We start from the raw sequence: 25,051 nt of genomic DNA on the forward strand, positions 1-25,051 counted from the left end.
TGCCTGCCCCGTGACCAACCGCATTGCCTTTACCCTGATTGTGCTGATCTGCGCGATACTGGTGGTGGATGTGATGATCTACGGCTCTGACCATCTGATGTTCCTCTTCCGCAAGATGCTGGAACTGCTGGAATGGCTCGCCTTCTGGCGGTGAGCTTTCTGCCCTAAAACATTGTATTGATACTATATTCTGGCATCGCCCCCGTTGACAGACCGATGTGATGGGCGTTCTTTGGATCATAATTTGATCAAAAGGTGGGTGACATGACCCTCAGATTGGGCATCAACGGATTTGGCCGCATCGGACGCATGGTCGTTCGGGCACTGGTGGAACGCAACCTGCAAGGGGTTGAGATCGTCGCGATCAATGACCTCGCCACGCCAGAGACGATGGCCCATATGCTGGCGTTCGACAGTGTCCACGGACGTTTTGCGGCCCCCGTCACGGTGGAGGGCAGCACCCTTGATGTCGGGCGTGGCCCGATCCGGCTCAGCGCAACGCAGGATCCCGCGAAACTGGCATGGGACGATGTGGACATCGCGCTGGAATGCACCGGGCATTTCACCAGGCCCACCGATGCCGCCCAGCACCTCGAAAACGGATCGGGCAAGGTTCTGATCTCCGGCCCCGGCAAAGGGGACGTGAAAACAATTGTCTACGGGGTGAACCACAGGTTGATCACACCTGCGGATACCGTGATCAGCAACGCCTCCTGCACCACCAATTGTCTGGCCCCAGTGGCGCATGTCCTGCATGAAAACTTCGGGATCAAGCGCGGGCATATGACCACCGTGCACAGCTACACCGGCACCCAGCCGACCCATGATCGCGCGCAAGACGACCTCTACCGCGCGCGGGCGGCGGCTTTGTCGATGGTGCCAACCTCCACCAGTGCGGCCAGCGCGCTCGATAAGGTACTCCCGCATCTGGAAGGGGTGATCACCAGCACCTCGATCCGGGTGCCTGCGCCCAATGTGTCCTGCATTGATCTGGTGGTGGAAACGGCAAAAGACGCGACGGAAGACGAAGTGAACGCCGCAATGGCCCGCGCCGCTGCCGGGCCGCTGAACGGCGTGCTGCAAGTGATCGACCGCCCCCTGGTGTCAACAGACCTGAACCACGATCCCCACAGCGCGAGCCTTGCGCTGGACCAGACGGCGGTTCAGCAGGGCAACCTGATCCGCGTGCTGGCGTGGTATGACAATGAATGGGGGTTTGCGAACCGCATGCTGGATACGGCGCAGGTCATGGCAGGGGCGGACAGCGGGTGAGGGGTCCGAGCGCCCGTAGGATGGGTGCTTGCACCCATCTCAGGCCTACCCCCAAATGCCTCAATCAAACCGCGCACGGACCTCTGTGTTGACGCGCGGTGTGACAAACTTCGACACATCACCGCCCAACCGCGCGATCTCCTTGACCAGCTTGCTGGCGATCGCCTGATGCTGTGCCTCCGCCATCAGGAACACCGTTTCAATTGAATCGTCCAGCTGGCGGTTCATCCCAACCATCTGATATTCATACTCAAAATCCGCAACGGCCCGCAGGCCACGGATGATCATATGCGCCCCCACATCATGGGCACAGTTGATCAGCAGGTTCTCGAACGGATGGGCGACAATCTCCACCCCGGTCTGGGCGCTGAGCGCGGTACATTCATCCTCGATCATGCCGACACGCTCCTCCAGACTGAAGAGCGGGCCCTTGTCGCGGTTGATGGCAACGCCGATCACCAGCTTGTCCACCAGCCGCGTCGCGCGCCGGATGATATCCATATGTCCCAGTGTGATGGGGTCAAAGGTGCCTGGGTAAAGTCCAACGCGCATGGGGCTGTCCTGAATCTGGTTCCGTATGTGCCGGGCAAGCAATCATGCCATGCCCCAAGGCGCAAGCAGCCAAAGGGCCTAGTGGCCCATGATCATGCCTTCAAGCGCGTCTTTTTCCATCGACAGCTCTGCCAGCCGCGCCTTGACCACATCCCCGAGCGAGATCAGCCCGACCAAGGCACCGTCCCTGAGCACCGGCATGTGCCGAAACCGGCCATCGGTCATCTTTTGCAACACCGCATCAGCCCGATCCTCTTCGGAACAGGTCACCAGCTTGGTCGTCATCAGCTTTTCCACCGTGTCGGTCAGGCACCCTGCCCCCCGCGCGCCCAGTTCCCGCACGATGTCGCGCTCTGACAGGATGCCATCGGGGCTCTTGCCGTCACGGGAAATAACCAGCGTCCCGATCCGTTTCTCAGACAGGATGTTGGCCGCTTCCGAGATCAACATCGTTGGTTGCGATGTATAAACCTGATCGGACGCTTTTGATTTGAGAATTTGCGACACCAGCATGGCCAGTCCTTTCTTTCCACCCCACCTTGTATCAGCGTCGGCGCAAGGGTGAGTTCTGTCAAGTCTTTGCTTCCAAACGCGCAACTTCAGCCCGGATCGCCGCCGACAGGATTTCTGCAAAGCGGCGCAGGCGCAGGTTCTGCTGATCGCCCTGATGGCGGATCAAATAGAACGCCCGGCTGAGGCAGACCTCCTGCGGCAATACCCGCTGGACACCGGGAATGAAGGGCAGCGAAAAGTCATGCACCACGCCGATCCCCGCCCCCTGCCGCAGCATCTGCGCCTGCACCGCCACTGAGTTCGAGCTGAGCGCCACGCGCCCCAGACCAAGATCCGACAGATAATCCAGTTCCCGGTCAAAGATCATGTCAGGGATGTATCCGACCAGCCGATGCCCTTCGAGGTCCTGCGTGGTGGAAATCGGTGCATGTCGGGCAAGATAGGCGTCAGATGCCGCAAGATGCAGATGATACTCCGTTATCTTCTGCACCAGCAGTTGCCCCGCCGTCGGCGCAGATACCGCAACCGCCATGTCCGCTTCGCGCCGGGACAGGTTGAACACCCGTGGCAGGGCAACGACCTGTATCTCCAGATCGGGGTGCGCCGCGCCAATCTGGGCACAGACCTGCGGCAGCAGGAAGTTGGCGCAGCCATCCGGCGCACCGATCCGGATCAAACCGCTGAGCGTATCGGACGGCGCAGCAACCCCCGACACCGCCAGCCGCATCGCCTGTTCAGCCGCTTCCGCCCGCTCCAGCAGTTGCGCACCGGCGTCGGTCAGCGCGTAGCCTTGCGGGGATTTCACAAACAAAACCGTTTCCAGCCCCGCCTCCAGCCGGGCCACCCTCCGGCTCAACGTGGCCGGATCAAGCTTGAGCACCTTGCCCGCACCCGACAGGCTTTGTTCGCGCGCGACGGCCAGAAACAGCCTCAGATCATCCCAATTCTGCATGGCATCCCCGTACAATACCTTTGATGCTTTGCAAAAATGCAAAACCATTTTGACTTCTTGCCCCTACCTGCGGGGTTTTTGCAAGGCTATCGTGCGCCAAATCATAGGGAGAGAGTGATGCAAGAACTGACCCACTACATGAACGGCGCACACGTCAAAGGGACCTCCGGCCGCTTTGCCGATGTGATGAATCCGGCCACCGGCGAAGTGCAGGCCAAATGCCCGCTGGCTTCAGTTGACGAGGTCAAACAGGCCGTCGCCTACGCCCAGGCCGCGCAACCTGCATGGGCTGCGACCAACCCGCAGCGCCGCGCGCGGGTGATGATGAAATTCGTCGGTCTGCTGAACGACAACATGGACAAACTGGCCGAAGCCTTGAGCCGTGAGCATGGCAAGACCCTGCCGGATGCCGCAGGCGACGTGCAGCGCGGGCTGGAAGTGGTCGAATACTGCATCGGCGCGCCCGAACTGCTGAAAGGCGACTACACCGACAGCGCAGGCCCCGGCATCGACATGTACTCCATGCGCCAGGCGCTGGGTGTCACCGCAGGCATCACGCCCTTCAACTTCCCTGCCATGATCCCGATGTGGATGTTTGCCCCCGCCATTGCCTGTGGCAACGCCTTCATCCTCAAACCAAGCGAGCGTGACCCTTCCGTGCCCCTGATGCTGGCTGAACTGATGGAAGAAGCCGGTCTGCCCCCCGGCATCCTGCAAGTCGTGAACGGCGACAAGGAAGCGGTGGATGCGATCCTCTATGATGAGGTGATCCAATCCATCGGTTTTGTCGGCTCCACCCCGATCGCCGAATACATCTACGGCACAGGCTGTGCGCAGGGCAAACGGGTCCAGTGTTTCGGCGGTGCCAAGAACCACATGATCATCATGCCCGACGCTGATATGGCGCAGGCGGCGGATGCGCTGGTGGGTGCGGGATATGGCGCGGCAGGGGAACGCTGCATGGCGATCTCCGTTGCGGTGCCCGTGGGTGACGAGACAGCCGACCGGCTGATCAAGGAACTGGTTCCGCGCATCGAAAGCCTGAAAGTCGGCCCCTATACCTCCGGCAATGACGTGGATTACGGCCCTGTTGTAACCGCAGCGGCCAAGGCCAACATCGAACGTCTGGTGCAGACCGGGGTCGATCAGGGTGCGGAACTGGTCGTTGATGGCCGTGATTTCAAACTGCAAGGCTATGAGGACGGCTATTTCGTCGGCCCGCATCTGTTTGACCGCGCCACCAAGGACATGGACATCTACAAGCACGAGATCTTTGGCCCCGTCCTGACCTGCGTGCGCGCGCAAAGCTACGAGGAGGCGATTGGCCTTGCCATGGACCACGAATATGGCAACGGCACCGCGATCTTCACCCGTGACGGCGACGCCGCCCGTGATTTCGCCAACCGGATCAACATCGGCATGGTCGGCATCAATGTGCCGATCCCGGTGCCGCTGGCCTATCACACCTTCGGCGGCTGGAAGAAATCCGTCTTTGGCGACCTGAACCAGCACGGGCCGGATGCGTTCAAGTTCTACACACGCACCAAGACCGTGACCGCACGCTGGCCGTCAGGCATCAAGGAAGGTGGCGAATTCTCCATCCCTGTGATGGAGTAACTGCCCACCCCGACCAGTGCGCCACACAACAAAAAAGGCAGCCCTCAGGGGCTGCCTTTTCCGATTTCGATCATGCTGAAATCAGGTGCGGCGGCGACGGGCGGCGACAAGACCACCCAGACCCGCAATCAACAGCCAACCCGCTGCGGGCAACGGCACCGCAGCCACCTGACGCGCAACACCGAAATCGTCCAACCGGTTGTTGCCCGTGGCCAGCGCGGAAAACTCGATCTTCGTGACGTTGTCAAATCCAGCGCCAAGGCCGACGCTGTAGCCATATTGCTTGCAGATCCCGTTGTTCCGGCAATCGCTGGAGTTGCCGGGCGTTGGGGCTTCCCCTTCCACATGGATCACGGTCGCGCCGTCCTCTGAAAGGATCTCTGCGAAGGTGCGGCCAAAGAAGAAGTCAATCGTCTGCCCTTTCACATAGGTGCCGGGACCGCCGGTAAAGGCCGTCACACTGACGTAATTGTCACCGCTGTTGCCATTGCCCTGGGACGAAAACCAGAAGCTGTCGAAATTGAACACTTCGTTCATCGTCCGTCTCAGCGTCAGCAGGACACCCTGACCGGATTCATGCGTACAATCGCCCGCACGGCAGTTGCCGCTGCCTATGTTCAGATCTTCAAGGATATAGCCGTCCACTGTCGCGGTTGAACCCGCGGCCCTTGGATAGACGCTTGCGCCGCCTTCGAAATCAAGCGTTGTCGGCTCCAACACTGTTGAAGCAAAAGCGGATGTAGCGGAGAGGGCAAGTGCCCCGAGGATTGCACCGAAAACAGAGTGTCTCATATTCAAAATTCCAAATTGACTTGCGTTATTCATGACAGCAGCAAACATCATGGCACAAAAATCATTCAAATTGCGATCTTTTGCCACTTTTTTGTCATATTCGCGCATTCCGCGAAAAAGTTAACGCTATCGGCTGTGCTAATCTCCCTTAACGTGTGTCTGCGGAGAGAACTCTCCCGGAGTCGCTCTGCCGTTGCCTTACGAATCGCTCGATCCCGCGCGGCACAAACTGTGCCTATCTTGATGCAGGAACTTGCATTGGCGCGGCAATCCTGCAATTAAACAAGCGTTCAATAACTACGGGTTCGACGGCATGGATTTTGCACTCAGCGAAGAACAAACCGCCATTTTCGACATGGCATATGCCTTCGGGCAGGAACACATCGCCCCCCATGCACAGACCTGGGAACGCGATGGGACGATCCCCAAGGAACTCTGGCCGCGTATCGCCGAACTTGGCTTTGGTGGCCTCTATGTTTCCGAAGACGGGGGCGGGTCCGGCCTGACGCGGCTTGATGCGACGCTGGTGTTTGAAGCGCTGTCGATGGCCTGCCCGTCGGTTGCGGCCTTCCTGTCGATCCACAACATGTGCGCCAAGATGCTCGACACCTTTGCCTCCGATGACATGAAAGCGCGGATCATGGGCGATGTGTTGTCAATGAACACGGTGCTGTCCTACTGCCTGACTGAGCCCGGTTCCGGGTCCGACGCCGCCGCCCTCAAGACCCGCGCGGAACGGACAAACGAAGGCTACAGGCTCAACGGCACCAAGGCATTCATCTCCGGTGGGGGCTATTCTGACGCTTACGTTTGCATGGTGCGCACCGCGGATGAAGGGGCCGCCGGTGTTTCCACCGTCTATGTCGAAGACGGCACCAAGGGCCTTTCCTTCGGCGGTCTGGAGGATAAAATGGGCTGGCGCAGCCAACCCACGGCGCAAGTGCAGTTCGACAATTGCAACATTCCGAGCACGAATTTGATCGGTGAGGAAGGCAAAGGTTTCAAATATGCGATGATGGGGCTGGATGGCGGCCGTTTGAACATCGCCGCCTGTTCGCTGGGGGCCGCACAGACCGCGCTGACTGCTACACTGAACTACATGGGTGAACGGCAGGCCTTCGGCAAACCCATTGACCAGTTTCAGGGCCTGCAATTCCGCCTCGCCGATATGGAGATCGAGCTGCAAGCCGCCCGCACCTTCCTGCGGCAAGCGGCGTGGAAGCTCGACAACGGCGCGCCCGATGCGACGAAATTCTGCGCCATGGCAAAGAAGTTCGTGACAGAGGCGGGCAGCAAGGTTGTGGACCAATGCCTGCAACTGCACGGCGGCTACGGTTATCTGGCGGATTACGGCATCGAAAAGCTGGTCCGCGATTTGCGGGTGCACCAGATCCTTGAAGGCACCAATGAAATCATGCGCGTGATCGTCGCCCGCGACATGCTGGCCCAGAGATGAGCGATATCTCCATCCGCATCACGGGCCGCGCGGGGCGTATCACCCTCACCCGTGCCCACGCGCTGAACGCGATGACCTATGAGATGTGTCTGGCGATCGAGGCAGCGGTGGACGCCTGGCGGGAGGATGACGCGGTCGCATTGGTGGTGATCGACGCGGAGGGCGACCGCGCCTTCTGCTCTGGCGGCGACATCGCGGAGTTGTATGAGACCGGTACCAACGGCGACTATGCCTATGGGCAGAAATTCTGGGCCGATGAATACCGTTTGAACAACAAGATCTTCACCTATCCCAAGCCTGTTGTGTCCTTCCTGCAAGGGTTCACCATGGGTGGCGGTGTCGGGATCGGCTGTCACGGCAGTCACCGCATTGTGGGGGAAAGCAGCCAGATCGCCATGCCGGAATGCGGCATCGGGCTGGTGCCGGATGTCGGCGGGTCGCTTATGCTGGCGCTGGCACCGGGACGGCTGGGAGAATACCTTGGCCTGACAGGCACGCGGATGGGGCCAGATGACGCGATATTGGCGGGGTTTGCCGATACCTTTGTGCCCCAGACCGACTGGCCCGCGATGATCGATACGCTTGAATCAACAGGCGATGCAGAGACGGTCACCGGCCAGCCTGCGCCCGCGGGCGCGCTGCGCGCACAGCAGCCGGAAATCGACGCGCTCTTTGCCGGCGAAGCGCTTGGCGACATCCTCAACGATCTGCGCCATGCCAACACTGATTTTGCCAAGGACGCCCTGAAGAAACTCAGCCGCCCGTCCCCGCTGTCCATGGCCTGCACCGTTGAGATGCTGCACCGTCTGCGCGGACCTTCTCTGACGCTGGAAAAAGCGCTCGACCTGGAATACCGCTTCACCTATCGCGCAATGGAACATGCGGATTTCCTCGAAGGCATCCGCGCCGCTATCATCGACAAAGACCGCCAACCCAAATGGCGCTATGCAGATTGTGACGTGCCAGCCGTCGCTGTCGCGCAAATGCTGATGCCTTTGGGCAAGAACGCACTGAAACTCTGAGGAGACCACCATGAGCAGCCTGAACATCGGCTTTATCGGACTGGGGAACATGGGCGCACCGATGGCGGCCAATCTGGCATCAGCTGGCCACAGCCTGCGGGGATATGACGTCGCCGGCACGCAGGCCGACGGCGTCGCTGTCGCGGACAGTATCGCCAGCGCTGTCTCCGGCGCGGATGTGGTGATCACGATGCTGCCGAATGGCACGATCCTGCGCGACGTTGCGGCAGAAGCGATTGGGCACATGCGCGCAGGTGCCGTGCTCATCGACTGCTCCACCGTGGATGTGGAAAGCGCGAGGAACACCGCAGAAGCCGCTGAAAAGGCGTCTCTTTTGTGGGTGGATGCCCCCGTTTCAGGCGGCATTGGCGGCGCGGCAGGCGGCACGCTGACCTTCATGGCCGGCGGATCAGAGGCCGCATTTGCCGCCGCCGCCCCGCTCTTTGACATCATGGGTCAGAAGGCCGTGCATTGCGGTGACGCCGGTGCCGGACAGGCGGCGAAGATCTGCAACAACATGATCCTTGGCGCCACGATGATCGCCACCTGCGAAGCCTTTGCGCTTGCCGACAAGCTGGGTCTGGACCGGCAAAAGATGTTCGACGTGGTCAGCACTTCTTCGGGCTATTCATGGTCGATGAATGCCTATTGCCCTGCCCCCGGTGTCGGCCCGACCTCTCCTGCGGACAACGACTACCAGCCGGGGTTTGCAGCGGAACTGATGCTGAAGGACCTTGGCCTCAGCCAGCAAGCCGCCGCTTTGGTCAATGCAGACACGCCCATGGGGGCCGCCGCACTGGCGCTCTACAAACAATTCGTCGAAGACGAGGACGGTCAGGGCAAGGATTTCAGCGCCATGCTGCCCCGGTTTGCCGCGCGTAGCCGCGAAGGCTGAGGTCGCAAACGGGCATTCCTGGCCGAAGTGCTGCCGTAAGGTGAGAGGAATCGCACCTCACGGAGGCACCCATGCCTGTTCCATTCGAAACCTTTTCTGCTGAACTGACTTATAGCGACCTGCCACCTGATCTGCTGTGGGTCCTGCGGCGGTCCTTTACGGACACGATGGGCGTCGCCGCCGTGGCCTCCCGCACGGATATGTCGGTGATTGCCCGGCGCGCGGCGATTGCCCTCTACGGCGTTGGGGACGCGGGGGCTGCGCGGATGCTGATGGATGGCCGACCGGTCAGCCCGGCGGGAGCAGCCATGGCCGGTGCCTTCACCATCGACGCCGTGGATGCCCATGACACCACGTCGCCCTGCAAGGGCCATGTCGGATCAGCAGTGTTTCCCGCCCTGCTCGCCATGGCGGATGCGGCTGAGAGCCCCCTGACGGGTCGCGACCTCGCCGCACATCTGGCGGTCGGGTATGAGATCAGCGGCCGCGCAGGGCTGGCCCAGCACGCGACCTGTGCGGACTACCACACGTCTGGCGCATGGACGGCTGTGGGCGTGGCCGCGATGGCCGCGCGGATGTTGGGGTGCGACGCAGGCGTCTTGCGCCATGCGGCAGGCATCGGTGAATACCACGGACCACGCAGCCAGATGATGCGCTGCATCGACCACCCCACCATGGTGCGCGATGGCGTCGGCTGGGGCGCGCCCTCCGGCATCACCGCTGCCTATCTGGCGCGTGAAGGGTTCACCGGCGCCCCTGCCCTGACCTGTGAAGCCGCCCCTGACTTCTGGAACGATCTGGGCAGCGTCTGGCGCACCGTGGAGGACACCAGTTACAAACCCTACCCCTGCTGCCGCTGGGCCCACCCCAGCATCGATGCGGTCGCCCATCTGACGGCCACCCACGATCTGACACCACAAGACATTGAAACCGTGGAAATTCGCACCTTCCACAACGCCACCCGTCTTGCCGGTCATGCGCCGCAAACCTCCTGCGAATTTGCCTATGGGATCGCCTTTCCGGTTGCCACAATGATCGTGCGCGGCCAGATCGGCGTGCCGGAGCTGGACGCCGCAACGCTGACCGACCCTGCCATTCAGGCCATCAGCAACCGCATCACCCTGATCGACGACCCGCATCTGACAAAGATCTCACAAGGCAAACGCTGGGCGCAGGTGACGATTCTGACCAAGGACGGCCGCCGCTTGGCAGATGATCCCCGAACACCGCGCGGCGATAATGACCTGCCGCTCTCCGACGCTGAAATCTCGCAGAAGTTCCATCTCTTCACAGACCCCATTCTGGGAGAGGCCCGCGCGACAGAACTGGAACAGCTGAGCGGTGCGTTTGATACGCTTGATGCGCAGGACACCGCGCGGTTGATCGATCTGTGCTGTAGCTCCGGATGATCGGCTTCCGCGCTATTTCCCGACGGTAATGAGGATCAACAACACGAAAGCCGTCGGCACCAGCGCCAGCATGACGGTGATGAAGGCGACATAGCCGAAAGTTGCGATTGCAGCGCCCCAAGGCATCAACACCATGAGCAGGCCCGTCAGCACCTTGAACTCCAACGATTGGGTCACGGCGGTCACGCGCGCCTTGGATTTTTCCATCAGCGGGCTGGCAGGACGGACGGTGGTATTGGTCGAACAGGTTGTCATCGCGCTCTCTCTCCTCGGTTCCAGGGAGAGAGGTAGGTTTTCTGCGGCGCAGCAGGATGTGACATTCTGACCTAAAAGGTCAGATCTACATCAAACAGCGCAGCACCCTACTCCGCCGCAACTTTCGTCTGCTTCGACAGCATCGGCTTAAGGTACTTGCCGGTATAGCTCTCCGCCACTTCCGCCACCTGCTCCGGCGTGCCCTCCGCCACGATCATACCGCCGCCATCGCCCCCTTCGGGACCAATGTCGATGATGTGATCGGCGGTCTTGACCACATCAAGGTTGTGTTCGATGACAATCACCGAATTGCCCTGATCGACCAGTTCATGCAGCACTTCCAACAACTTACGCACGTCTTCAAAATGCAGACCCGTCGTCGGTTCATCCAGAATATAGAGCGTCCGACCCGTCGATCGCTTGGACAGTTCCTTGGACAGTTTCACCCGCTGCGCTTCGCCCCCGGAAAGGGTGGTCGCCTGTTGGCCCACCTTGATATAGCCCAGCCCGACCCGCATCAGCGCGTCCATCTTTTCGCGAATGGATGGCACCGCCGCAAAAAACGCCTGCGCATCTTCCACTGTCATATCAAGGACATCGGCGATGCTCTTGCCCTTGAACTTGATCTCCAATGTCTCCCGGTTGTAGCGCGCGCCCTTGCAGGTTTCACATTCCACATAGACATCCGGCAGGAAGTGCATCTCGATCTTGATCACACCATCGCCCTGACAGGCCTCACAGCGGCCGCCCTTGACGTTGAAGCTGAACCGACCGGGCTTGTAGCCGCGCGCCTTGGCCTCCGGCAGCCCCGCGAACCAGTCACGGATCGGCGTGAAGGCCCCCGTGTACGTCGCCGGATTGGAACGTGGCGTCCGTCCGATGGGGCGCTGGTCGATGTCGATCACCTTGTCCAGATGCTCCAGCCCCTTGATTGTCTCGCAGGGGGCCGGCGTCTGCCGCGCGCCGTTGAGGTTCATGGAGGCCGTCTTGAACAGCGTTTCAATCGTCAGCGTCGATTTCCCGCCACCCGACACCCCCGTAACGCAGACAAACTTCGCCAGCGGAAACTCCGCCGTGACCCCGCGCAGGTTGTTGCCCGTCGCTTTGACCACCTTCAGCTTCTTGCGGTTCCCCTTGCGCCGGGTTGGCGGCACGGCAATCTCGCGCGTCCCTGTTAGGTACTGACCTGTAATGGAATTCTTGTCCGCCGCAATGACAGCTGGCACACCGTGGCTGACCACCTGTCCGCCGTGAATGCCCGCACCGGGGCCGATGTCAAAGACGTAATCCGCCTCGCGGATCGCTTCCTCGTCATGCTCCACCACGATCACCGTGTTGCCCTGATCGCGCAGGTTCTTGAGCGTCTGCAACAGCCGGTCGTTGTCCCGCTGGTGCAACCCGATGGAGGGTTCATCCAGCACATAGAGCACTCCGGTCAGGCCGGAGCCGATCTGGGACGCCAGCCGGATACGCTGGCTTTCCCCGCCCGACAACGTGCCCGCATTCCGGCTGAGCGTGAGATACTCAAGCCCCACATTGTTCAAAAAACCCAACCTCTCGCGGATTTCCTTGAGGATCGCCCGCGCAATTTCATTGTTCTGCGCGCTCAGATAGCCCGGCACCTCTTCGCACCAGTCGAACGCTTCCTTGATCGACATCTGCACCACATGGCCCACATGCAGCAACTTCTCCGGCGGGCCGATCTTGACCGCCAGAGCCTCTGCCCGCAGACGGAACCCTTCGCAGGTCCCGCAGGGCCGGTTGTTCTGATAGCGCTCGAATTCCTCACGGATCCAGTTGCTGTCCGTCTCGCGGTAGCGGCGTTCCATGTTGGGGATCACCCCTTCAAAGACGCGCGTCACCTCATAGACACGACCGCCTTCGTCATAGCGGAACTTGATCTCTTCCGTGCCGGAGCCGCGCAGGAACACCTGTTGCACCTTCTCCGGCAGATCTTTCCACTTGGTCTGCTGGTTGAACTGGTAGTGCTTGGCAATGGCTTCGATGGTCTGCCGGAAATACGGGCTTTTGCCCTTGCGCCAGGGGGCCAGCGCGCCGTCATAGATTTTCAGGTTCTGATCCGGCACCACGAGGCGTTCGTCAAAGAACAACTCCATCCCCAGACCGTCACAATCCGGACAGGCCCCGAAGGGCGCGTTGAAGGAGAACAGGCGCGGCTCAATCTCCGGAATGGTGAAACCACTGACGGGGCAGGCAAATTTCTCGGAGAACGTATAGCGTTCCGGATCGCCCTCGCTGGGGGCCGTCTCCAGAATAGCGATGCCATCGGCCAGATCGAGCGCGGTGCGCAAGGAATCGGCCAGCCGCGTCTCCAGCCCTTCGCGCACCACGATCCTGTCCACCACCACGTCAATGTCGTGGCGGAATTTCTTGTCGAGCGTCGGGGGCGCGTCCAACTCGTAGAATTCCCCGTCCACTTTCACCCGCTGGAAACCCTGCTTGCGCAGTTCCAGAAACTCCTTGCGATACTCGCCCTTCCGGTCGCGGATGATCGGGGCGAGCAGGTAAGCGCGGGTCCCCTCCTCCATCCCCATGATGCGGTCGACCATGTCCTGTACCTGCTGCGCCTCGATGGGCTTGCCGGTCGCGGGTGAATAGGGCGTGCCGACCCGCGCAAACAACAGACGCATGTAGTCGTAGATTTCCGTGACAGTGCCCACGGTGGAACGGGGGTTCTTGGAGGTGGTTTTTTGTTCAATCGAAATGGCGGGCGACAGGCCGGAGATGTGATCCACATCCGGTTTCTGCATCATGTCGAGGAATTGCCGCGCATATGCGCTGAGCGATTCGACATAGCGCCGCTGCCCTTCGGCATAGATCGTGTCAAAAGCGAGCGATGACTTGCCGGACCCCGAAAGCCCCGTGATAACAACCAGTTGGTCACGTGGAATATCCACGTCGATGTTCTTGAGATTATGCTCTCTCGCGCCGCGGACTTCGATGTTTTTAAGCTCAGCCATGTCGCACCCCTGTTCAGGGGATGTAGATAGGCGGTTGTGATGGATTCTCCAATGAAAAAATGAGAACGTAAGCGGAACATCTTAACAAAGGGTTACTGCGCAGGCATCGCGCCCCGGCGCCGTGACCCCAGAACCAAATGCACCGCAAGTCCGGCGGCAAAAGCGATGAACGCCAGCAGCGGAAGCGCGGTATAGCCCATCCCCGCAAGGGCCGCTGCCATGATCGGTGTGCCGCTGGTATTGCCGATGTTGCCCATCTGCGCCATCGCCCCATTGGCCTGCGCCTGATCTGCGGGTTTGACGTTCAACTGCGCCACCGCCGCAAAGCTCGCCCCCTGAATGAGCCCCATCGACCCGGCCAGCGCAAGGCAGGCCACCGCCGCGCCCGGCGCGACCCAAAGCCACACCATGCACAGCGCAGACAGCACAAATCCCAGTTCGACCACGCGCACCGCAGACATGTAACGCAGCAGGAGCACGCCCACGGTCATCGACACTGCGATGCTCATCAACGGCATCGCGCCCATGATCAGCCCGCGCATCTCTGGCGCAAGATAGGGCGGCAGCACCGTCAGGATCGACACAAAGCTGAAGGTATAGAACAGCCACCCCGCAGCCGGCGCCGCCAGATGGGGCGAACGGTAGATCGTTCCGTGGTCGCGCAGGATTTGCCGAAACGACAGGGGCGGTGGTTTGTCCACCCCTGTCAAGGCGCTCAAACGCGCCCCAAGAAGCAACGCGAAACCCGCCATATAGACCCCATGCGCCGCAAAAAGAGCGGGCAGACCTGCGTTGATCGCCAGCGGCCGTCCCAACCAGGCGAGCAGTGCAAAAGCGACCCCAAAGAAGGTTCCCCAAAGTGTCAGGCAAAATGCACGATGCGCAGGCGCGCTCAACCGCGCGATCATCGTCGGCGCCGCCACCACAATCGCCAGATGCGAGGCCCCTTCGAGGATGCGCAGCGCCAGCATCCCCGCCAGAGGCGGCAACAGCGCCTGCGCAAACGACACCGCAGCACCCGTCCAGAGCGCCCACAGCAACGCCCGGCGATAGCCGATGCGCGCGACCACCAACCCGGCAACAACGCCAAGGATGATCCCGACAAACCCGACAAGGGATACGACAAACCCCAGCGCGGTCCCCGCATCAGGGTAAGCAGCGGGCAGCAGATCAAAAATGACCGAGATTTTGCCGTATTGCGCCGCCGCGCCCAGTCCCGCCCCCCAAAGCGCCAGGATCAGGCCCCAGGATGTGTTGACGCTCACGCGATCCTCTGGGCCAGTGCCCAGGCGCAGATCGGCATGTCCGGATCGTTCTTCAGATCATCCGTCTCTTCCTCGTAAACGGGCGGCCAGGGTTTCTCCAGATTGCGCTGTGCGGCATGCAGATTGCCCCATTGTTCCGCGTGGATGGCATCTTCGTCAAACCCGCATTCGATCAACAGGTTCTTCAGCCCCCGCGCGCTCCACCGGGAATTGTCCTGCGGAGCCGCGTGCAAGGGCAGCATGAACGGCACCGCGATCCAGAAATACCCGCCCTTGCGCAGCATCCTGTAGACATGTTGCGCCGCCGCATAGGGGCGGTCCAGATGCTCCCACACCTGATTGGCAAGGATCAGGTCAAATTGCCGGATCTCCCCGCTGTCCTTGTCCACGTAAGGACCCGCGCAGATGTCATATGCGGGATAGCGAAACTGCTCATAAGACTTGAAATTGAACCGCTTGCCCCATTTGCCCGACACCTCCGCCACCTCCAGCGTCGGGGGCCGCAGGGCCCGGATCATCCGGCGGCTGGAAGCATGCATGACAACGCGGTTGAGACTGACCATAACGGTTGTATGGCACCCTCACCCCGACCCGTCCATAGGCACGCGCGTCTGCGGCTCAGGGCCTACATGTGAATGACGCGCCCGTAAGCATCCAGCACCGCCTCGTGCATCATCTCGCTCAACGTCGGATGCGGGAAGACCGTGTTCATCAGGTCTTCTTCCGTGGTCTCCAACTGACGGCCCACGACATAGCCCTGAATAAGCTCTGTCACTTCGGCACCAATCATATGGGCGCCCAGCAACTCACCCGTCTTGGCGTCAAAGATGGTCTTGATCATCCCGTTCTCTTCACCCAGTGCAATCGCCTTGCCATTGCCGATGAAGGGGAACCGCCCAACCTTGATGTCATAGCCCAATTCCTTGGCCTTGGCTTCGGTATATCCAACCGACGCCACCTGCGGATGACAGTAGGTGCAGCCGGCAATCGTCTCGGGCTTGACCGGATGCGCATGTTTGCCTGCGATCAGGTCCGCGACCATCACGCCCTCATGAGACGCTTTGTGCGCCAGCCACGGCGCGCCTGCGATGTCGCCAATGGCATAAAGCCCCTCAACGCCCGTGCGGCAGAATTCATCCGTGACGACATGGGTCCGGTCGATCTTCACGCCAAGCGCTTCCAGCCCCAGATCCTCAACATTGCCGACAATGCCCACGGCGGAAATCACCGTGTCGAAATCCTGTTTCTCAACCTTGCCGCCCACGTCGATATGCGCGGTCACCTTGTCCTTGCCGCGGTCCAGCTGTTTGACCATCGCCTTTTGCATGATCTTCATGCCCTGCTTCTCGAACGCCTTCTTGGCGAAGGCGCTGATCTCTGCATCCTCCACCGGCAACACGCGATCCATGACTTCAACAACGGTCGTGTCGGCACCCAGCGTGTTGTAAAAGCTGGCAAATTCGATGCCGATGGCCCCCGATCCGATGACCAGCAGCTTTTTCGGCATATGCGCGGGCTGCAACGCATGTTTGTAGGTCCAGACCCGCTTGCCATCCGCCTCAAGCCCCGGCAGTTCACGCGCCCGTGCCCCGGTGGCAAGGATGATGTTCTTGGCCGTCAGGTCCTCAACACCCTTGTCGGTCTTGACGCTCACCTTGCCCTTGGCGGGAAGCGTCGCCGCCCCCATGAAGACCGTCACCTTGTTCTTCTTCATCAAATGGCCAATGCCACCCGACAACTGCCCCGCCACCTTGCGCGAGCGTTTGACCACTGCATCGAGATCATAGCCGATGCCTTCGGCCTTGAGGCCAAACTCCTTGGCCCTCTCCATCAGATGAAAGACCTCTGACGAGCGCAGCATTGCCTTGGTGGGGATACAGCCCCAGTTCAGACAGATGCCGCCCAGATGCTCCCGCTCCACGATGGCGACATTCATGCCCAACTGGGAGGCGCGGATCGCCGCGACATATCCACCGGGTCCGGCCCCAATGACGATCAGATCAAAGGATTTTGCAGCCATGGGGAACCTCGCGGATGTGCGTTTCAGATATAGTTCACCATTAAACTATATCCTGCGCCCTCACAACCGCGAGAATACGATCTATCTTCGCTGTCAGGCGGCTGCCTGTGCCTGCAACGCCCGCACCGTGCTGCCATAGCCGCCTTTTGCCACGTAAGCAGCTTCCAGTTCCGTGGGCGCGCGGTCCAGCGCTGCGTTGCGATAGGGAAACCGCCCGAACTGGCGGATCACTTCGCGGTGGGCACGGGCATGCAGCAGATTGTGCTCCCGGCTTTCGGGCATCCGCTCACACATCAGCCGCACGCAACGGTCCTGGTCACACAGGTTTTCCGAATGCATCAGCGGCATGTAGAAGAACTGCCGCGCAGGCTCATCAATCCGCATGTCCCAGCCCCGCTCAATCGACGATTTGGCCGCGGCCAGCGCAATGCGGTCAGACGCAAACGCCCGGCTGTCACCGCGGAACATGTTTCGCGGGAATTGATCCAGAAGAATGATATAGGCCAGCGCCCCAGAGGGATACGTCAACCAGAGGGAGAATTTGCCTTCGCAGGCCTGCTCCCATGCGCTCAAGAACCTCTTACGGATGTCTGCGTCCAACGCATCATTGGCATCATACCAACCACCCGGACCAATCTCATCCAGCCAAAAGGAAAGTACTTCCTCAGGACCCACCATTTCACCACTCCTCCAGGCAAAAAACGCCTTGATTACCATTACACTTCAAGATGCTACGCCTGAGCGTCATGACAAGTACACTCACAATTTGTATCAAAACCGAAATCCTAGGGCGCATTTGCCGATGTTTCCTCTTCCTGCTCCGTCTCAATGACGTATTCTTGTGCATATTCAACCGCAACTGCTGTCGCAGAAGGCAAAATTGGAAAGTAGTTGCTCGTATCCTCCACCGCGACGCTCTTGCGCTGAGTGGAACGATAGGCAGCGTAGGCCGCCAGCATCACAAACAGGATCCCCGTAAACAGGTAGAACCCTGCCGGGCCAATCGCAGTTCCCATGATCCAGCCTGTGATCATCGGGCCAAGAATGGCTCCCAAGCCATTGATAAATATCAACCCACCCGATGCGGCCGCCATATCGTCATGCTCAAGAAAGTCATTCGTATGGGCAATCAGCAACGAATAGAGCGGGTTCGACATACCGCCCACAACAAAGGCCGACACCAGCAGCAGGCTGAAAACATGCCCCATCACCATTCCAATTGCGGACCCGGCAAGACCGATCAGCGACACCACGACAATCAGGGCCCGTCGGTCCATCCGGTCAGAAATCCAGCCAATCGGGAACTGCAATACCACGGCACCCACGAAAAATGTCGCAACAAAGGTCGAAATCTGAACAACGCTCAGTCCCGCTTCCGCACCATAGACCGAGGCCATGCCAAACTGTGCGGAAAACACCCCACCTAACAGGAACATTCCGACACACCCAAGCGGAGAGAACCCCGCCAATTCCCGCAGGCTCATCGGTTTGGTCGTATCGAACGCCGGTGTCGGCGTGATCGACAACAGGATCGGGGTGACGGCAAGGCTCACCAACACTGACGGGATGACAAACAGGATAAAGCCCGACGGATCGGCTGTCAGCAGCAACGCCTGTGCAATCACGATGCCCAGTGTCTGCACAATCATGTAAAGCGACAGCGCCTTGCCACGGTTCGAATTGTCTGCGGCATTGTTCAGCCAGCTCTCGGCCACCACATACACCGCCGAGAAACAGAACCCGATCAGCACGCGCCCCGCCGTCCAGACGATGATATTGGGGAATGTCGGATAGAGGATCATCACCGCCGAAATAAGCGAGGCAAGTGCTGCAAACACCCGCACGTGCCCCACCCGCCGGATCATCCCCGGCGCCATGCGCGAACCACCCAGAAATCCAACAAAATATGCCGACATCACGATCGACATCTCGAAGGTCGTGAAATCCTCAAGCGCGCCCCGGATACCCAGCAACGTGCCCTGCATCCCGTTGCCTACCATCAACAGGCACATTCCCAGCAAAAGCGCCCATGCGCTCGTCAGCACCTGCATCATGGCTCGGCCTCCTTGGCGGTATACCCCTGCCTGACCTGTCGCGCGGCAGGCGTCACTTCAACGCGCGACATCCAGGAGACGTTTTTCAGCCTTTTCGCGCAGTTCGCTTACCCGTGAGGCAACAAAAGCGACGAATCCCCATACGAAAAGAACCGATATTCCTGCGCAATCGCATGGGCATAGATCGCACGAATGCGTTGAGAACCCATGAGCGCGGAGACCAGCATCATCAACGTGGATTTCGGCAGGTGGAAATTGGTCATCAGCCCGTCTGCGATCTGAAAGTCGAATCCGGGCGTGATGAAGATATCCGTGTCGCCGTCCCAGGCTGCAAGTGTGCCACTGCGCGCTGCCGTCTCGATCAACCGCAACGCCGTGGTGCCCACCGGGATCACCCGCCCGCCTGCGGCTTTGGTCGCCGTGATCTCCTCCGCCGCCTGCGCATCCACCCGGCCCCATTCGGCGTGCATCTTGTGTTGGGTGATGTCGTCAACTTTCACCGGCAGGAACGTTCCCGCGCCCACATGCAGGGTGACATGGCTGAACGTCACCCCCCTCGCGGCCAGAGCGCCCAGCAATGCCTCATCGAAATGCAGTGATGCCGTGGGCGCAGCAACCGCGCCGGGTGTGCGTGCAAACACGGTTTGATAGTCGGTGTGGTCCTGCGCATCTGCGGCCCGCTTGGCGGCAATATAGGGCGGCAACGGCATCGCACCTGCTGCATTCAGCGCCGCATCGAAATCCTCCCCTGTGCAATTGAACCGCAACCGCGCCTGCCCCTCCGCCGCGCCTTCAAAAGTCGCCGACAGGTCGTCGGAGAAGATCACCTCTTCGCCGTCCTTCAGTTTGCGCAATGGCTTCACCAGCGCAGACCATGTGCCATCGCTGCCGGGTTCCAGCAGCGTTACTTCGATCTTGGCGTGCACCGGCCCCTGCGCGCTGTTGCGGTGGCGCTGGCCGGTCAGGCGCGCGGGGATCACCTTGGTGTCGTTCAGCACCAGACGGTCACCGGGGCGCAGCCAATCCACCAGATCGGTTACCCGCCGGTCGTGGATCATGTCACCCGCAGCCACCAGAAGACGCGCCGAAGACCGTGGCACCGCAGGCCGCGTTGCGATCAACGCCTCGGGCAAATCAAAGTCGAAATCAGAGAGCTTCATGCGGCCCCGTTACCGCCCCACGTTTTTCTCTTCAACTGGATTCTCGGCCTCTGGCGGTGCACCGGGTTCTTCGCCCTCTACAGGCGGCAATCGTGGGGCTGGCGCGCGGAACATCTCACGAAACATGCCCGGCGTCAGGGCCGACAGCGGATTGACCGCCACCGAAGGAGAGGCAACAGGTCCCCGCAGGGTGTAGTTGAACCCGATCAGCCCTTCGCCCCGGCGGGTCAGCACGGACCCGATACTGTTGATCAGATACACAGGCGACACCACGCCCTGCATGTCGATCACCCCCTGATCCAGCGCATAGATGCCATCCATCGACAGCCCCAGCGAATTGCCGACCGCACTGGCCTCTGTCAGGGTCAGGCGTGTCGGGGTCAGACGAAAGGACGCCTCCACATCATCAAAATAGATGCCGTCGCCATTCAGTTCATTCACCAGACCGACGACGGAAATCGCATTGATCAAGGCCGCGATGCCAGAAGCCGCGCGCACGGTCACATCGCCGATGCGCAGATCTCCGTCAAAGATGCCCGCATCCCCGCGCGGCACCAGCGTCAGGGTCAAGGATCCGCCTTCAATCTGCCTGAGCAACCCGGCAGAACGCAGCACCCCGCCCGCATCTTCCGAGGTCAACCGCACCGCGCTGCGCCCGTTTTGAGGGACCACCCGGCCGGACACCGGCGCGCCGCCGTTCAGAAGCGCCTGAAATTCACCGTCCAATCCACCCCGCGTGGCAAAGAGCCCCTGCATGTTGGTCAATGCGATCGTATCGGTGATCTGCAACTTGTCGAGCGCAACGCGCAAGGCGGATCCTTGTTGCCCACTGCTGCTGGCGTTGCCACCACCGCCCAGATCGGCGCTGCGCAGATCCAGTGTGCCGCCCAGCAGCGCGATCTCCACCGGGTTGCCCTGCCCCTGACCAATCAGCTCCACCGGCGCATCCAGCCACCCGCCGACACGCAGCTGATCAAAGCGCACGCGGTCCAGCGCGCCACCGGACTTCAGCCGCACATCCCCCGTCGCACGCAACCCCGCCCCTTCGATTTCCAGCTTGTCGACGCGCGGCACATCCCCCAATCGCCCCGCGACCTCCAGCCGGGCACGGCGATCCGGCGGCTTGCGCCATCCCAACTCCGGCACCCGCAGGTCCACGCCCAACAGATCAGACGTCAGCGAAAAGACCGGCGGTTCACCCCCCCCGATATCGAGCGCCAAAGCCCCCTTGCCCGCCCCAGCAACGGTTCCGGGTGGCAAGGCGATGCCGAAGGTCTCCAACGCCTGCGCCGTAAGTGCCACATCCCCGCGCAAGGCCCCCGGCGCGCGCTTGCCCAGCGGCTGGGTGAAACGCCCCTCAAACGGCACATCATCAACGGCGGCGGCACCGACAAGGGTCACTGCTTCGTTGTTGACCGTCAGCGATAGCCTTGCGGCCGCCACCTGGCGGTCCTTGACCAAGACATCTGACTGCACGTCGAACAGATCACCACTGACATCGAACCGGGTGCTGCCGGGGGCGCGGTCCTTCTTCAGCGGGAAGGCCACCGTGCCCTCGATCACGGCCTCCCCACCCGCAAGGGCCACCGGCAGCTTCGCCTTGTCCGCAACGCTCAGCGGCGGGCCATTGAGCAGCGACATCGCCCCGGTGATCGTGGATTGGCTGCGCAGTCTGAGCACGGCGGGTGCGCCGCCCTTGATACGGGTGTCAGGTATGATGAACGACGACCCGGCCAGCGCCACAGCGCCGCCTTCGGCTGCCATCACCTCTCCTTCATCCAATGCAACAACCATCCGGTCCTGCATCAGCGAAAACCGCCCCCGTCCTTGCGTGATGGGCGGCATGAACTTGGCAACCTTCACGGTGGCCTTGTCAAACTCGAAACCAAGGAAGGTCAGTGGTGCGGCCTCCGGCCCCCGACGAAATGCCAGATCCACATTTTCGATCTCTCCGGCCAGCAGGTTTTCATCCAGCCAGCGTCGGGTCTTGCCCGCCAGATCAACGGGCCAGAGCGTCATCAGCCGCGCCGGGGAAATCCCGTCCATGTGACCATCGAAGGCCACGCGCCACCCGTCCGGTGCCGCCACCAGATCGCCATCCACCGTCAGGCTTCGGCCTTGATCACTGACCTGCATCCGCCCGACCGTGACCCGCAACGGGTTCAGCTGGAGCCGGAAATCAAGATCAACACCGGAGAGGCTGACCGGGGCATCGTAGAAATCGTTGGGATTGGCTGTCAGTTCCGACACCTGCAACTGCGCCACCAGATCCCGCAACGGCCCGCGGTTGTCGGCATCAAGCCCCAGCACCGCCGTCCCCTGTGCCCGTCCCGAAACCCACGCACTGTTCAACGCCACCTCATCAAAGGTCAGCAACCGTTCCTCTGGCGTGTAGGAAAAAGACGCCAGCGCCCCTTCAAACGGGATAGGTCGCACCGCCGGGGTGGGCTGCACCACACCTGCACCGATCTCCAGCCGCGCCTGTAGTGGCGCAAAGCGGCCATCGGCATTCATCCCGCTTTCCACAGCGCCCGAGATGGGAGCCCGCAGCACATCCAGCGCGGCAAAGGCCGGGCTCTGGCTCGCGATGTCCGTGGCCGCAACGCCTTCAAAACTCAGACCGAATTCCGCTGCAACCTCTCCGATCGTGCTTTCGTAATGCGCCTCCAGCGTGGCCACGCCGCTGCCGCCACTCAACAGCGCCAGATCGGCAGTCAGCGCCAGCGCGTCCCCTTCCCGCGTCATCAACAGCCGGCCGCCGTCGATGGTCCATGCCTTGTCTGTCAGCAGGTCATCGTACTGCAATGTCAGCGCGCGCACCTCAATCGACCGCAGGGATTGCAACGCTGGCGCGTCCAGTACGTCGTCAAACTGTCCGATGAGTTCCGGCAGACTGCCCGCTTCGCGCACCGCCCCGTCTCCCACCAGATTGGCGCTGAGGCTGATCCGCCCGTCCGCGCCCCGCCGCAGCCGCGCCACAACACCAGAGAGAGAGATACGCTCCGGCTGGATCTGCCGTGACATCAGCGGGCCGGGCGCAAAGCTGACGCGCAGCTCGTTAAAGCGCGCAACTTCCTCCCCCGTCACGGATGTCACGCCGATGTTGCGCAGGCGGATGCGCGGCACCCAGCCGTCGTCGATGACGACCATCATCTCGTCAAATCCGACGCGCACCTGCGGCAAGGCTTCGGCGATCCGCGTCTCGATCCGCGCCTCGGCCCAATCCGGCAAAGTAAAGGCGCGGCCCTTGGCGTAAAAGACACCTCCCGCCCCCGTCGCCCCGATCACCAGCACACCCACCACGATCCACAGCAGCATCCGCACCCAAAGGCGGCGGCGGGGCTTTGCCGGAGAGAGGGCGTCGCTCATTTTCATCCAAGTGGGTTACGGGCCTTGGCCTTTGCCAATTCCGCCCTACTATGCCAGCCCACAGCCTGGCTTGCAAAGCCCCGACGCTCCACAACAAAAAGAGAACCCCCATGCCCGACGTCTCCGATCCAGCCCCAGATTTCACCCTGCCTGTCACCGGTGGCGGCACTGTCAGCCTCAGCACCCTCAAGGGCAGCGCCGTTGTGCTGTATTTCTATCCGCGCGATGACACGCCCGGTTGCACGAAAGAGGCCATTGGTTTCACCGAACACATGGACGGGTTCAGGGCCGCAAACACGCAGGTTTTCGGCATTTCCCGCGATACTATGGCCAAACATGACAAGTTCACGGCCAAGCATTCATTGGGCGTGCCGCTGCTGTCGGATGAAGACGGCACCATGACGGAGGACTACGGCGTCTGGGTTGAAAAGAACATGTACGGCAAGAAAAGCATGGGGATAGAACGCGCCACCTATCTGATCGACTCGGAAGGCAAGATCGCGCGGGTCTGGCGCAAGGTGAAAGTCCCCGGTCACGTCGAAGAGGTGCTTGAGGCGGCGCAGGCGCTGTGATCCCCCTCGCCCAGATGGCAGAGGCGGTTCTGCGCTGTGCGGATGGCCGCGAAAAGACCGACCTGTCGCGCCGGTTTGCTGCCCAATGGCAAGCCGCGCGGGAGGCTGGACAGACACCGGAAATCGGCACCGCCGATCCCCCCCTGCACCCGGCCCGGCCCGAGCGGCCCGAACTGCTCAGCCCCCGCGACGTGCCGCACCGCAAGCCCGGCACACCCGAGGGCCGCATCGCCCTGCTGCATGCCGTGGCCCATATCGAACTGAACGCCGTGGACCTGCATTGGGACATCATCGCGCGGTTTACCGACACGACATTGCCGATGGGTTTCTATGATGACTGGGTGAAGGCAGCAGACGAAGAATCCAAACATTTCAATCTGATGGCCGATTGCCTTGAAGAGGCAGGCAGCCACTACGGCGCGCTGCCCGCCCATGCCGGCATGTGGCGCGCCGCCGAGGACACCGCGACCGATCTGATGGGGCGTCTGGCCGTTGTGCCCATGGTGCTGGAAGCGCGCGGCCTTGATGTCACCCCCGGCATGATCGAGATTTTCAAACGCGCCAAGGCGACCAATGCCGTGGCCGCGCTCGAAACGATCTATGCCGAAGAAGTGGCCCATGTCGCCTATGGCAGCAAATGGTTTCACTTCCTCTGCGGTCGGTTTGACGAAGACCCAAAGGACCGCTTCCACGCCCTTGTCCGCCACTATTTCCACGGCCACCTGAAGCCACCGTTTAACGAAGAAAAACGGGCAGATGCGGGTATTCCGCCGGACTTCTACTGGCCTTTGACCGCGCAGGGCGGCCCCACACGCTAAGCGAGAAGTCTCAATTTACGTGAACCTTGCGCCCCAAGCCTTTGGTTATCGGCGGATTTTCGCCAAAAAGCCCCCCG

At 61.1% G+C, this 25,051-nt stretch carries 22 protein-coding genes; 9 read left to right on the plus strand and 13 right to left on the minus strand.

The annotated features are described in order from the left end of the window. Nucleotides 1–10: 10 nt before the first annotated feature. Entirely contained in the window at nt 11–154 is a 144-nt protein-coding gene (locus Q1A91_RS20410; RefSeq protein WP_299882058.1) for a hypothetical protein, read from the plus strand. A gap of 110 nt (nt 155–264) precedes the next feature. Next, nucleotides 265–1,272 carry a type I glyceraldehyde-3-phosphate dehydrogenase gene (gene gap, locus Q1A91_RS20415; RefSeq protein ID WP_299882061.1) on the plus strand — a complete coding sequence of 336 codons (1,008 nt, stop codon included), beginning with the start codon at nt 265–267 and terminating at the stop codon, nt 1,270–1,272. Between the two features lie 60 nt (nt 1,273–1,332). Here the strand turns inward: gap and coaD are convergent, their stop codons facing one another. From coaD to Q1A91_RS20430, 3 genes are all read right to left on the minus strand, one after another. Beyond that, the gene (gene coaD, locus Q1A91_RS20420; protein WP_299882063.1) at nt 1,333–1,824 is read right to left on the minus strand and encodes a pantetheine-phosphate adenylyltransferase; all 492 of its coding nucleotides are present in this window, start codon (nt 1,822–1,824) and stop codon (nt 1,333–1,335) included. Nucleotides 1,825–1,902: 78 nt separating this feature from the next. Then, entirely contained in the window at nt 1,903–2,337 is a 435-nt protein-coding gene (locus Q1A91_RS20425) for a CBS domain-containing protein (protein ID WP_299882065.1), read from the minus strand. A 58-nt stretch (nt 2,338–2,395) separates the two neighbouring features. Then, nucleotides 2,396–3,289, minus strand: coding sequence for a LysR family transcriptional regulator (locus Q1A91_RS20430; protein WP_299882066.1), 894 nt, complete (start codon nt 3,287–3,289; stop codon nt 2,396–2,398). Nucleotides 3,290–3,406: 117 nt separating this feature from the next. On the opposite strand from Q1A91_RS20430, the gene Q1A91_RS20435 reads away from it, so the two are divergent. Then, on the plus strand, nt 3,407–4,906 hold the full coding sequence (locus Q1A91_RS20435; protein ID WP_299882068.1) for a CoA-acylating methylmalonate-semialdehyde dehydrogenase: 1,500 nt from the start codon (nt 3,407–3,409) through the stop codon (nt 4,904–4,906). Between the two features lie 81 nt (nt 4,907–4,987). Here the strand turns inward: Q1A91_RS20435 and Q1A91_RS20440 are convergent, their stop codons facing one another. Continuing rightward, on the minus strand, nt 4,988–5,626 hold the full coding sequence (locus tag Q1A91_RS20440; RefSeq protein ID WP_299882070.1) for a VPLPA-CTERM sorting domain-containing protein: 639 nt from the start codon (nt 5,624–5,626) through the stop codon (nt 4,988–4,990). Between the two features lie 385 nt (nt 5,627–6,011). Here Q1A91_RS20440 and Q1A91_RS20445 point away from each other — a divergent pair, with 385 nt between their 5' ends. From Q1A91_RS20445 to Q1A91_RS20460, 4 genes are all read left to right on the plus strand, one after another. Then, nucleotides 6,012–7,154, plus strand: coding sequence for an acyl-CoA dehydrogenase family protein (locus Q1A91_RS20445; protein ID WP_299882072.1), 1,143 nt, complete (start codon nt 6,012–6,014; stop codon nt 7,152–7,154). Then, nucleotides 7,151–8,176, plus strand: coding sequence for an enoyl-CoA hydratase/isomerase family protein (locus tag Q1A91_RS20450; RefSeq protein ID WP_299882074.1), 1,026 nt, complete (start codon nt 7,151–7,153; stop codon nt 8,174–8,176). Before Q1A91_RS20445 ends, Q1A91_RS20450 begins: the two co-directional genes overlap by 4 nt. 19 nt (nt 8,177–8,195) lie before the next feature. Beyond that, nucleotides 8,196–9,071, plus strand: coding sequence for a 3-hydroxyisobutyrate dehydrogenase (mmsB, locus tag Q1A91_RS20455; RefSeq protein WP_299882264.1), 876 nt, complete (start codon nt 8,196–8,198; stop codon nt 9,069–9,071). Between the two features lie 71 nt (nt 9,072–9,142). Continuing rightward, complete coding sequence (locus tag Q1A91_RS20460; RefSeq protein WP_299882076.1) at nt 9,143–10,480, plus strand: MmgE/PrpD family protein; 1,338 nt, start codon at nt 9,143–9,145, stop codon at nt 10,478–10,480. 12 nt (nt 10,481–10,492) lie between these two features. Here Q1A91_RS20460 and Q1A91_RS20465 read toward each other — a convergent pair whose 3' ends face one another. The 9 genes from Q1A91_RS20465 to Q1A91_RS20505 form a co-directional block, all read right to left on the minus strand. After that, the gene (locus Q1A91_RS20465) at nt 10,493–10,735 is read right to left on the minus strand and encodes a hypothetical protein (protein WP_299882078.1); all 243 of its coding nucleotides are present in this window, start codon (nt 10,733–10,735) and stop codon (nt 10,493–10,495) included. A gap of 107 nt (nt 10,736–10,842) precedes the next feature. After that, nucleotides 10,843–13,716, minus strand: a complete 2,874-nt coding sequence (gene uvrA, locus Q1A91_RS20470; protein WP_299882080.1) for an excinuclease ABC subunit UvrA — start codon at nt 13,714–13,716, stop codon at nt 10,843–10,845. A gap of 92 nt (nt 13,717–13,808) precedes the next feature. Continuing rightward, nucleotides 13,809–14,981 carry an MFS transporter gene (locus tag Q1A91_RS20475; protein ID WP_299882082.1) on the minus strand — a complete coding sequence of 391 codons (1,173 nt, stop codon included), beginning with the start codon at nt 14,979–14,981 and terminating at the stop codon, nt 13,809–13,811. Continuing rightward, nucleotides 14,978–15,544, minus strand: a complete 567-nt coding sequence (locus Q1A91_RS20480; RefSeq protein WP_299882084.1) for a methyltransferase domain-containing protein — start codon at nt 15,542–15,544, stop codon at nt 14,978–14,980. The genes Q1A91_RS20475 and Q1A91_RS20480 overlap by 4 nt, the downstream gene beginning before the upstream one ends. A gap of 62 nt (nt 15,545–15,606) precedes the next feature. Then, nucleotides 15,607–17,001, minus strand: coding sequence for a dihydrolipoyl dehydrogenase (lpdA, locus tag Q1A91_RS20485; RefSeq protein WP_299882086.1), 1,395 nt, complete (start codon nt 16,999–17,001; stop codon nt 15,607–15,609). A gap of 93 nt (nt 17,002–17,094) precedes the next feature. Then, nucleotides 17,095–17,679, minus strand: coding sequence for a DUF924 family protein (locus Q1A91_RS20490; RefSeq protein ID WP_299882088.1), 585 nt, complete (start codon nt 17,677–17,679; stop codon nt 17,095–17,097). A 107-nt stretch (nt 17,680–17,786) separates the two neighbouring features. After that, complete coding sequence (locus Q1A91_RS20495) at nt 17,787–19,055, minus strand: MFS transporter (protein WP_299882090.1); 1,269 nt, start codon at nt 19,053–19,055, stop codon at nt 17,787–17,789. A 107-nt stretch (nt 19,056–19,162) separates the two neighbouring features. Continuing rightward, a complete protein-coding gene (gene queA / locus Q1A91_RS20500) occupies nt 19,163–20,215 on the minus strand; it encodes a tRNA preQ1(34) S-adenosylmethionine ribosyltransferase-isomerase QueA (protein WP_299882092.1) in 1,053 nt (350 codons plus the stop codon). A 9-nt stretch (nt 20,216–20,224) separates the two neighbouring features. Next, complete coding sequence (locus tag Q1A91_RS20505) at nt 20,225–23,584, minus strand: AsmA-like C-terminal region-containing protein (RefSeq protein ID WP_299882094.1); 3,360 nt, start codon at nt 23,582–23,584, stop codon at nt 20,225–20,227. A gap of 110 nt (nt 23,585–23,694) precedes the next feature. Here Q1A91_RS20505 and Q1A91_RS20510 point away from each other — a divergent pair, with 110 nt between their 5' ends. Next, entirely contained in the window at nt 23,695–24,156 is a 462-nt protein-coding gene (locus tag Q1A91_RS20510; protein ID WP_299882096.1) for a peroxiredoxin, read from the plus strand. Further along, on the plus strand, nt 24,153–24,974 hold the full coding sequence (locus tag Q1A91_RS20515; protein WP_299882098.1) for a ferritin-like domain-containing protein: 822 nt from the start codon (nt 24,153–24,155) through the stop codon (nt 24,972–24,974). The genes Q1A91_RS20510 and Q1A91_RS20515 overlap by 4 nt, the downstream gene beginning before the upstream one ends. Nucleotides 24,975–25,051: the final 77 nt, after the last annotated feature.

The organism is uncultured Sulfitobacter sp., assembly GCF_947500075.1.
Lineage (GTDB): Bacteria > Pseudomonadota > Alphaproteobacteria > Rhodobacterales > Rhodobacteraceae > Sulfitobacter.

Coding starts and splice junctions, on each gene's coding strand:
- Q1A91_RS20425 (WP_299882065.1), bottom strand. CDS start 2,337: ATGCTGGTGTCGCAAATTCTCAAATCAAAAGCGTCCGATCAGGTTTAT.
- coaD (WP_299882063.1), bottom strand. CDS start 1,824: ATGCGCGTTGGACTTTACCCAGGCACCTTTGACCCCATCACACTGGGA.
- lpdA (WP_299882086.1), bottom strand. CDS start 17,001: ATGGCTGCAAAATCCTTTGATCTGATCGTCATTGGGGCCGGACCCGGT.
- Q1A91_RS20465 (WP_299882078.1), bottom strand. CDS start 10,735: ATGACAACCTGTTCGACCAATACCACCGTCCGTCCTGCCAGCCCGCTG.
- Q1A91_RS20445 (WP_299882072.1), top strand. CDS start 6,012: ATGGATTTTGCACTCAGCGAAGAACAAACCGCCATTTTCGACATGGCA.
- Q1A91_RS20480 (WP_299882084.1), bottom strand. CDS start 15,544: ATGGTCAGTCTCAACCGCGTTGTCATGCATGCTTCCAGCCGCCGGATG.
- Q1A91_RS20450 (WP_299882074.1), top strand. CDS start 7,151: ATGAGCGATATCTCCATCCGCATCACGGGCCGCGCGGGGCGTATCACC.
- Q1A91_RS20490 (WP_299882088.1), bottom strand. CDS start 17,679: ATGGTGGGTCCTGAGGAAGTACTTTCCTTTTGGCTGGATGAGATTGGT.
- Q1A91_RS20435 (WP_299882068.1), top strand. CDS start 3,407: ATGCAAGAACTGACCCACTACATGAACGGCGCACACGTCAAAGGGACC.
- Q1A91_RS20495 (WP_299882090.1), bottom strand. CDS start 19,055: ATGATGCAGGTGCTGACGAGCGCATGGGCGCTTTTGCTGGGAATGTGC.
- gap (WP_299882061.1), top strand. CDS start 265: ATGACCCTCAGATTGGGCATCAACGGATTTGGCCGCATCGGACGCATG.
- Q1A91_RS20460 (WP_299882076.1), top strand. CDS start 9,143: ATGCCTGTTCCATTCGAAACCTTTTCTGCTGAACTGACTTATAGCGAC.
- Q1A91_RS20505 (WP_299882094.1), bottom strand. CDS start 23,584: ATGAGCGACGCCCTCTCTCCGGCAAAGCCCCGCCGCCGCCTTTGGGTG.
- Q1A91_RS20510 (WP_299882096.1), top strand. CDS start 23,695: ATGCCCGACGTCTCCGATCCAGCCCCAGATTTCACCCTGCCTGTCACC.
- Q1A91_RS20430 (WP_299882066.1), bottom strand. CDS start 3,289: ATGCAGAATTGGGATGATCTGAGGCTGTTTCTGGCCGTCGCGCGCGAA.
- queA (WP_299882092.1), bottom strand. CDS start 20,215: ATGAAGCTCTCTGATTTCGACTTTGATTTGCCCGAGGCGTTGATCGCA.
- uvrA (WP_299882080.1), bottom strand. CDS start 13,716: ATGGCTGAGCTTAAAAACATCGAAGTCCGCGGCGCGAGAGAGCATAAT.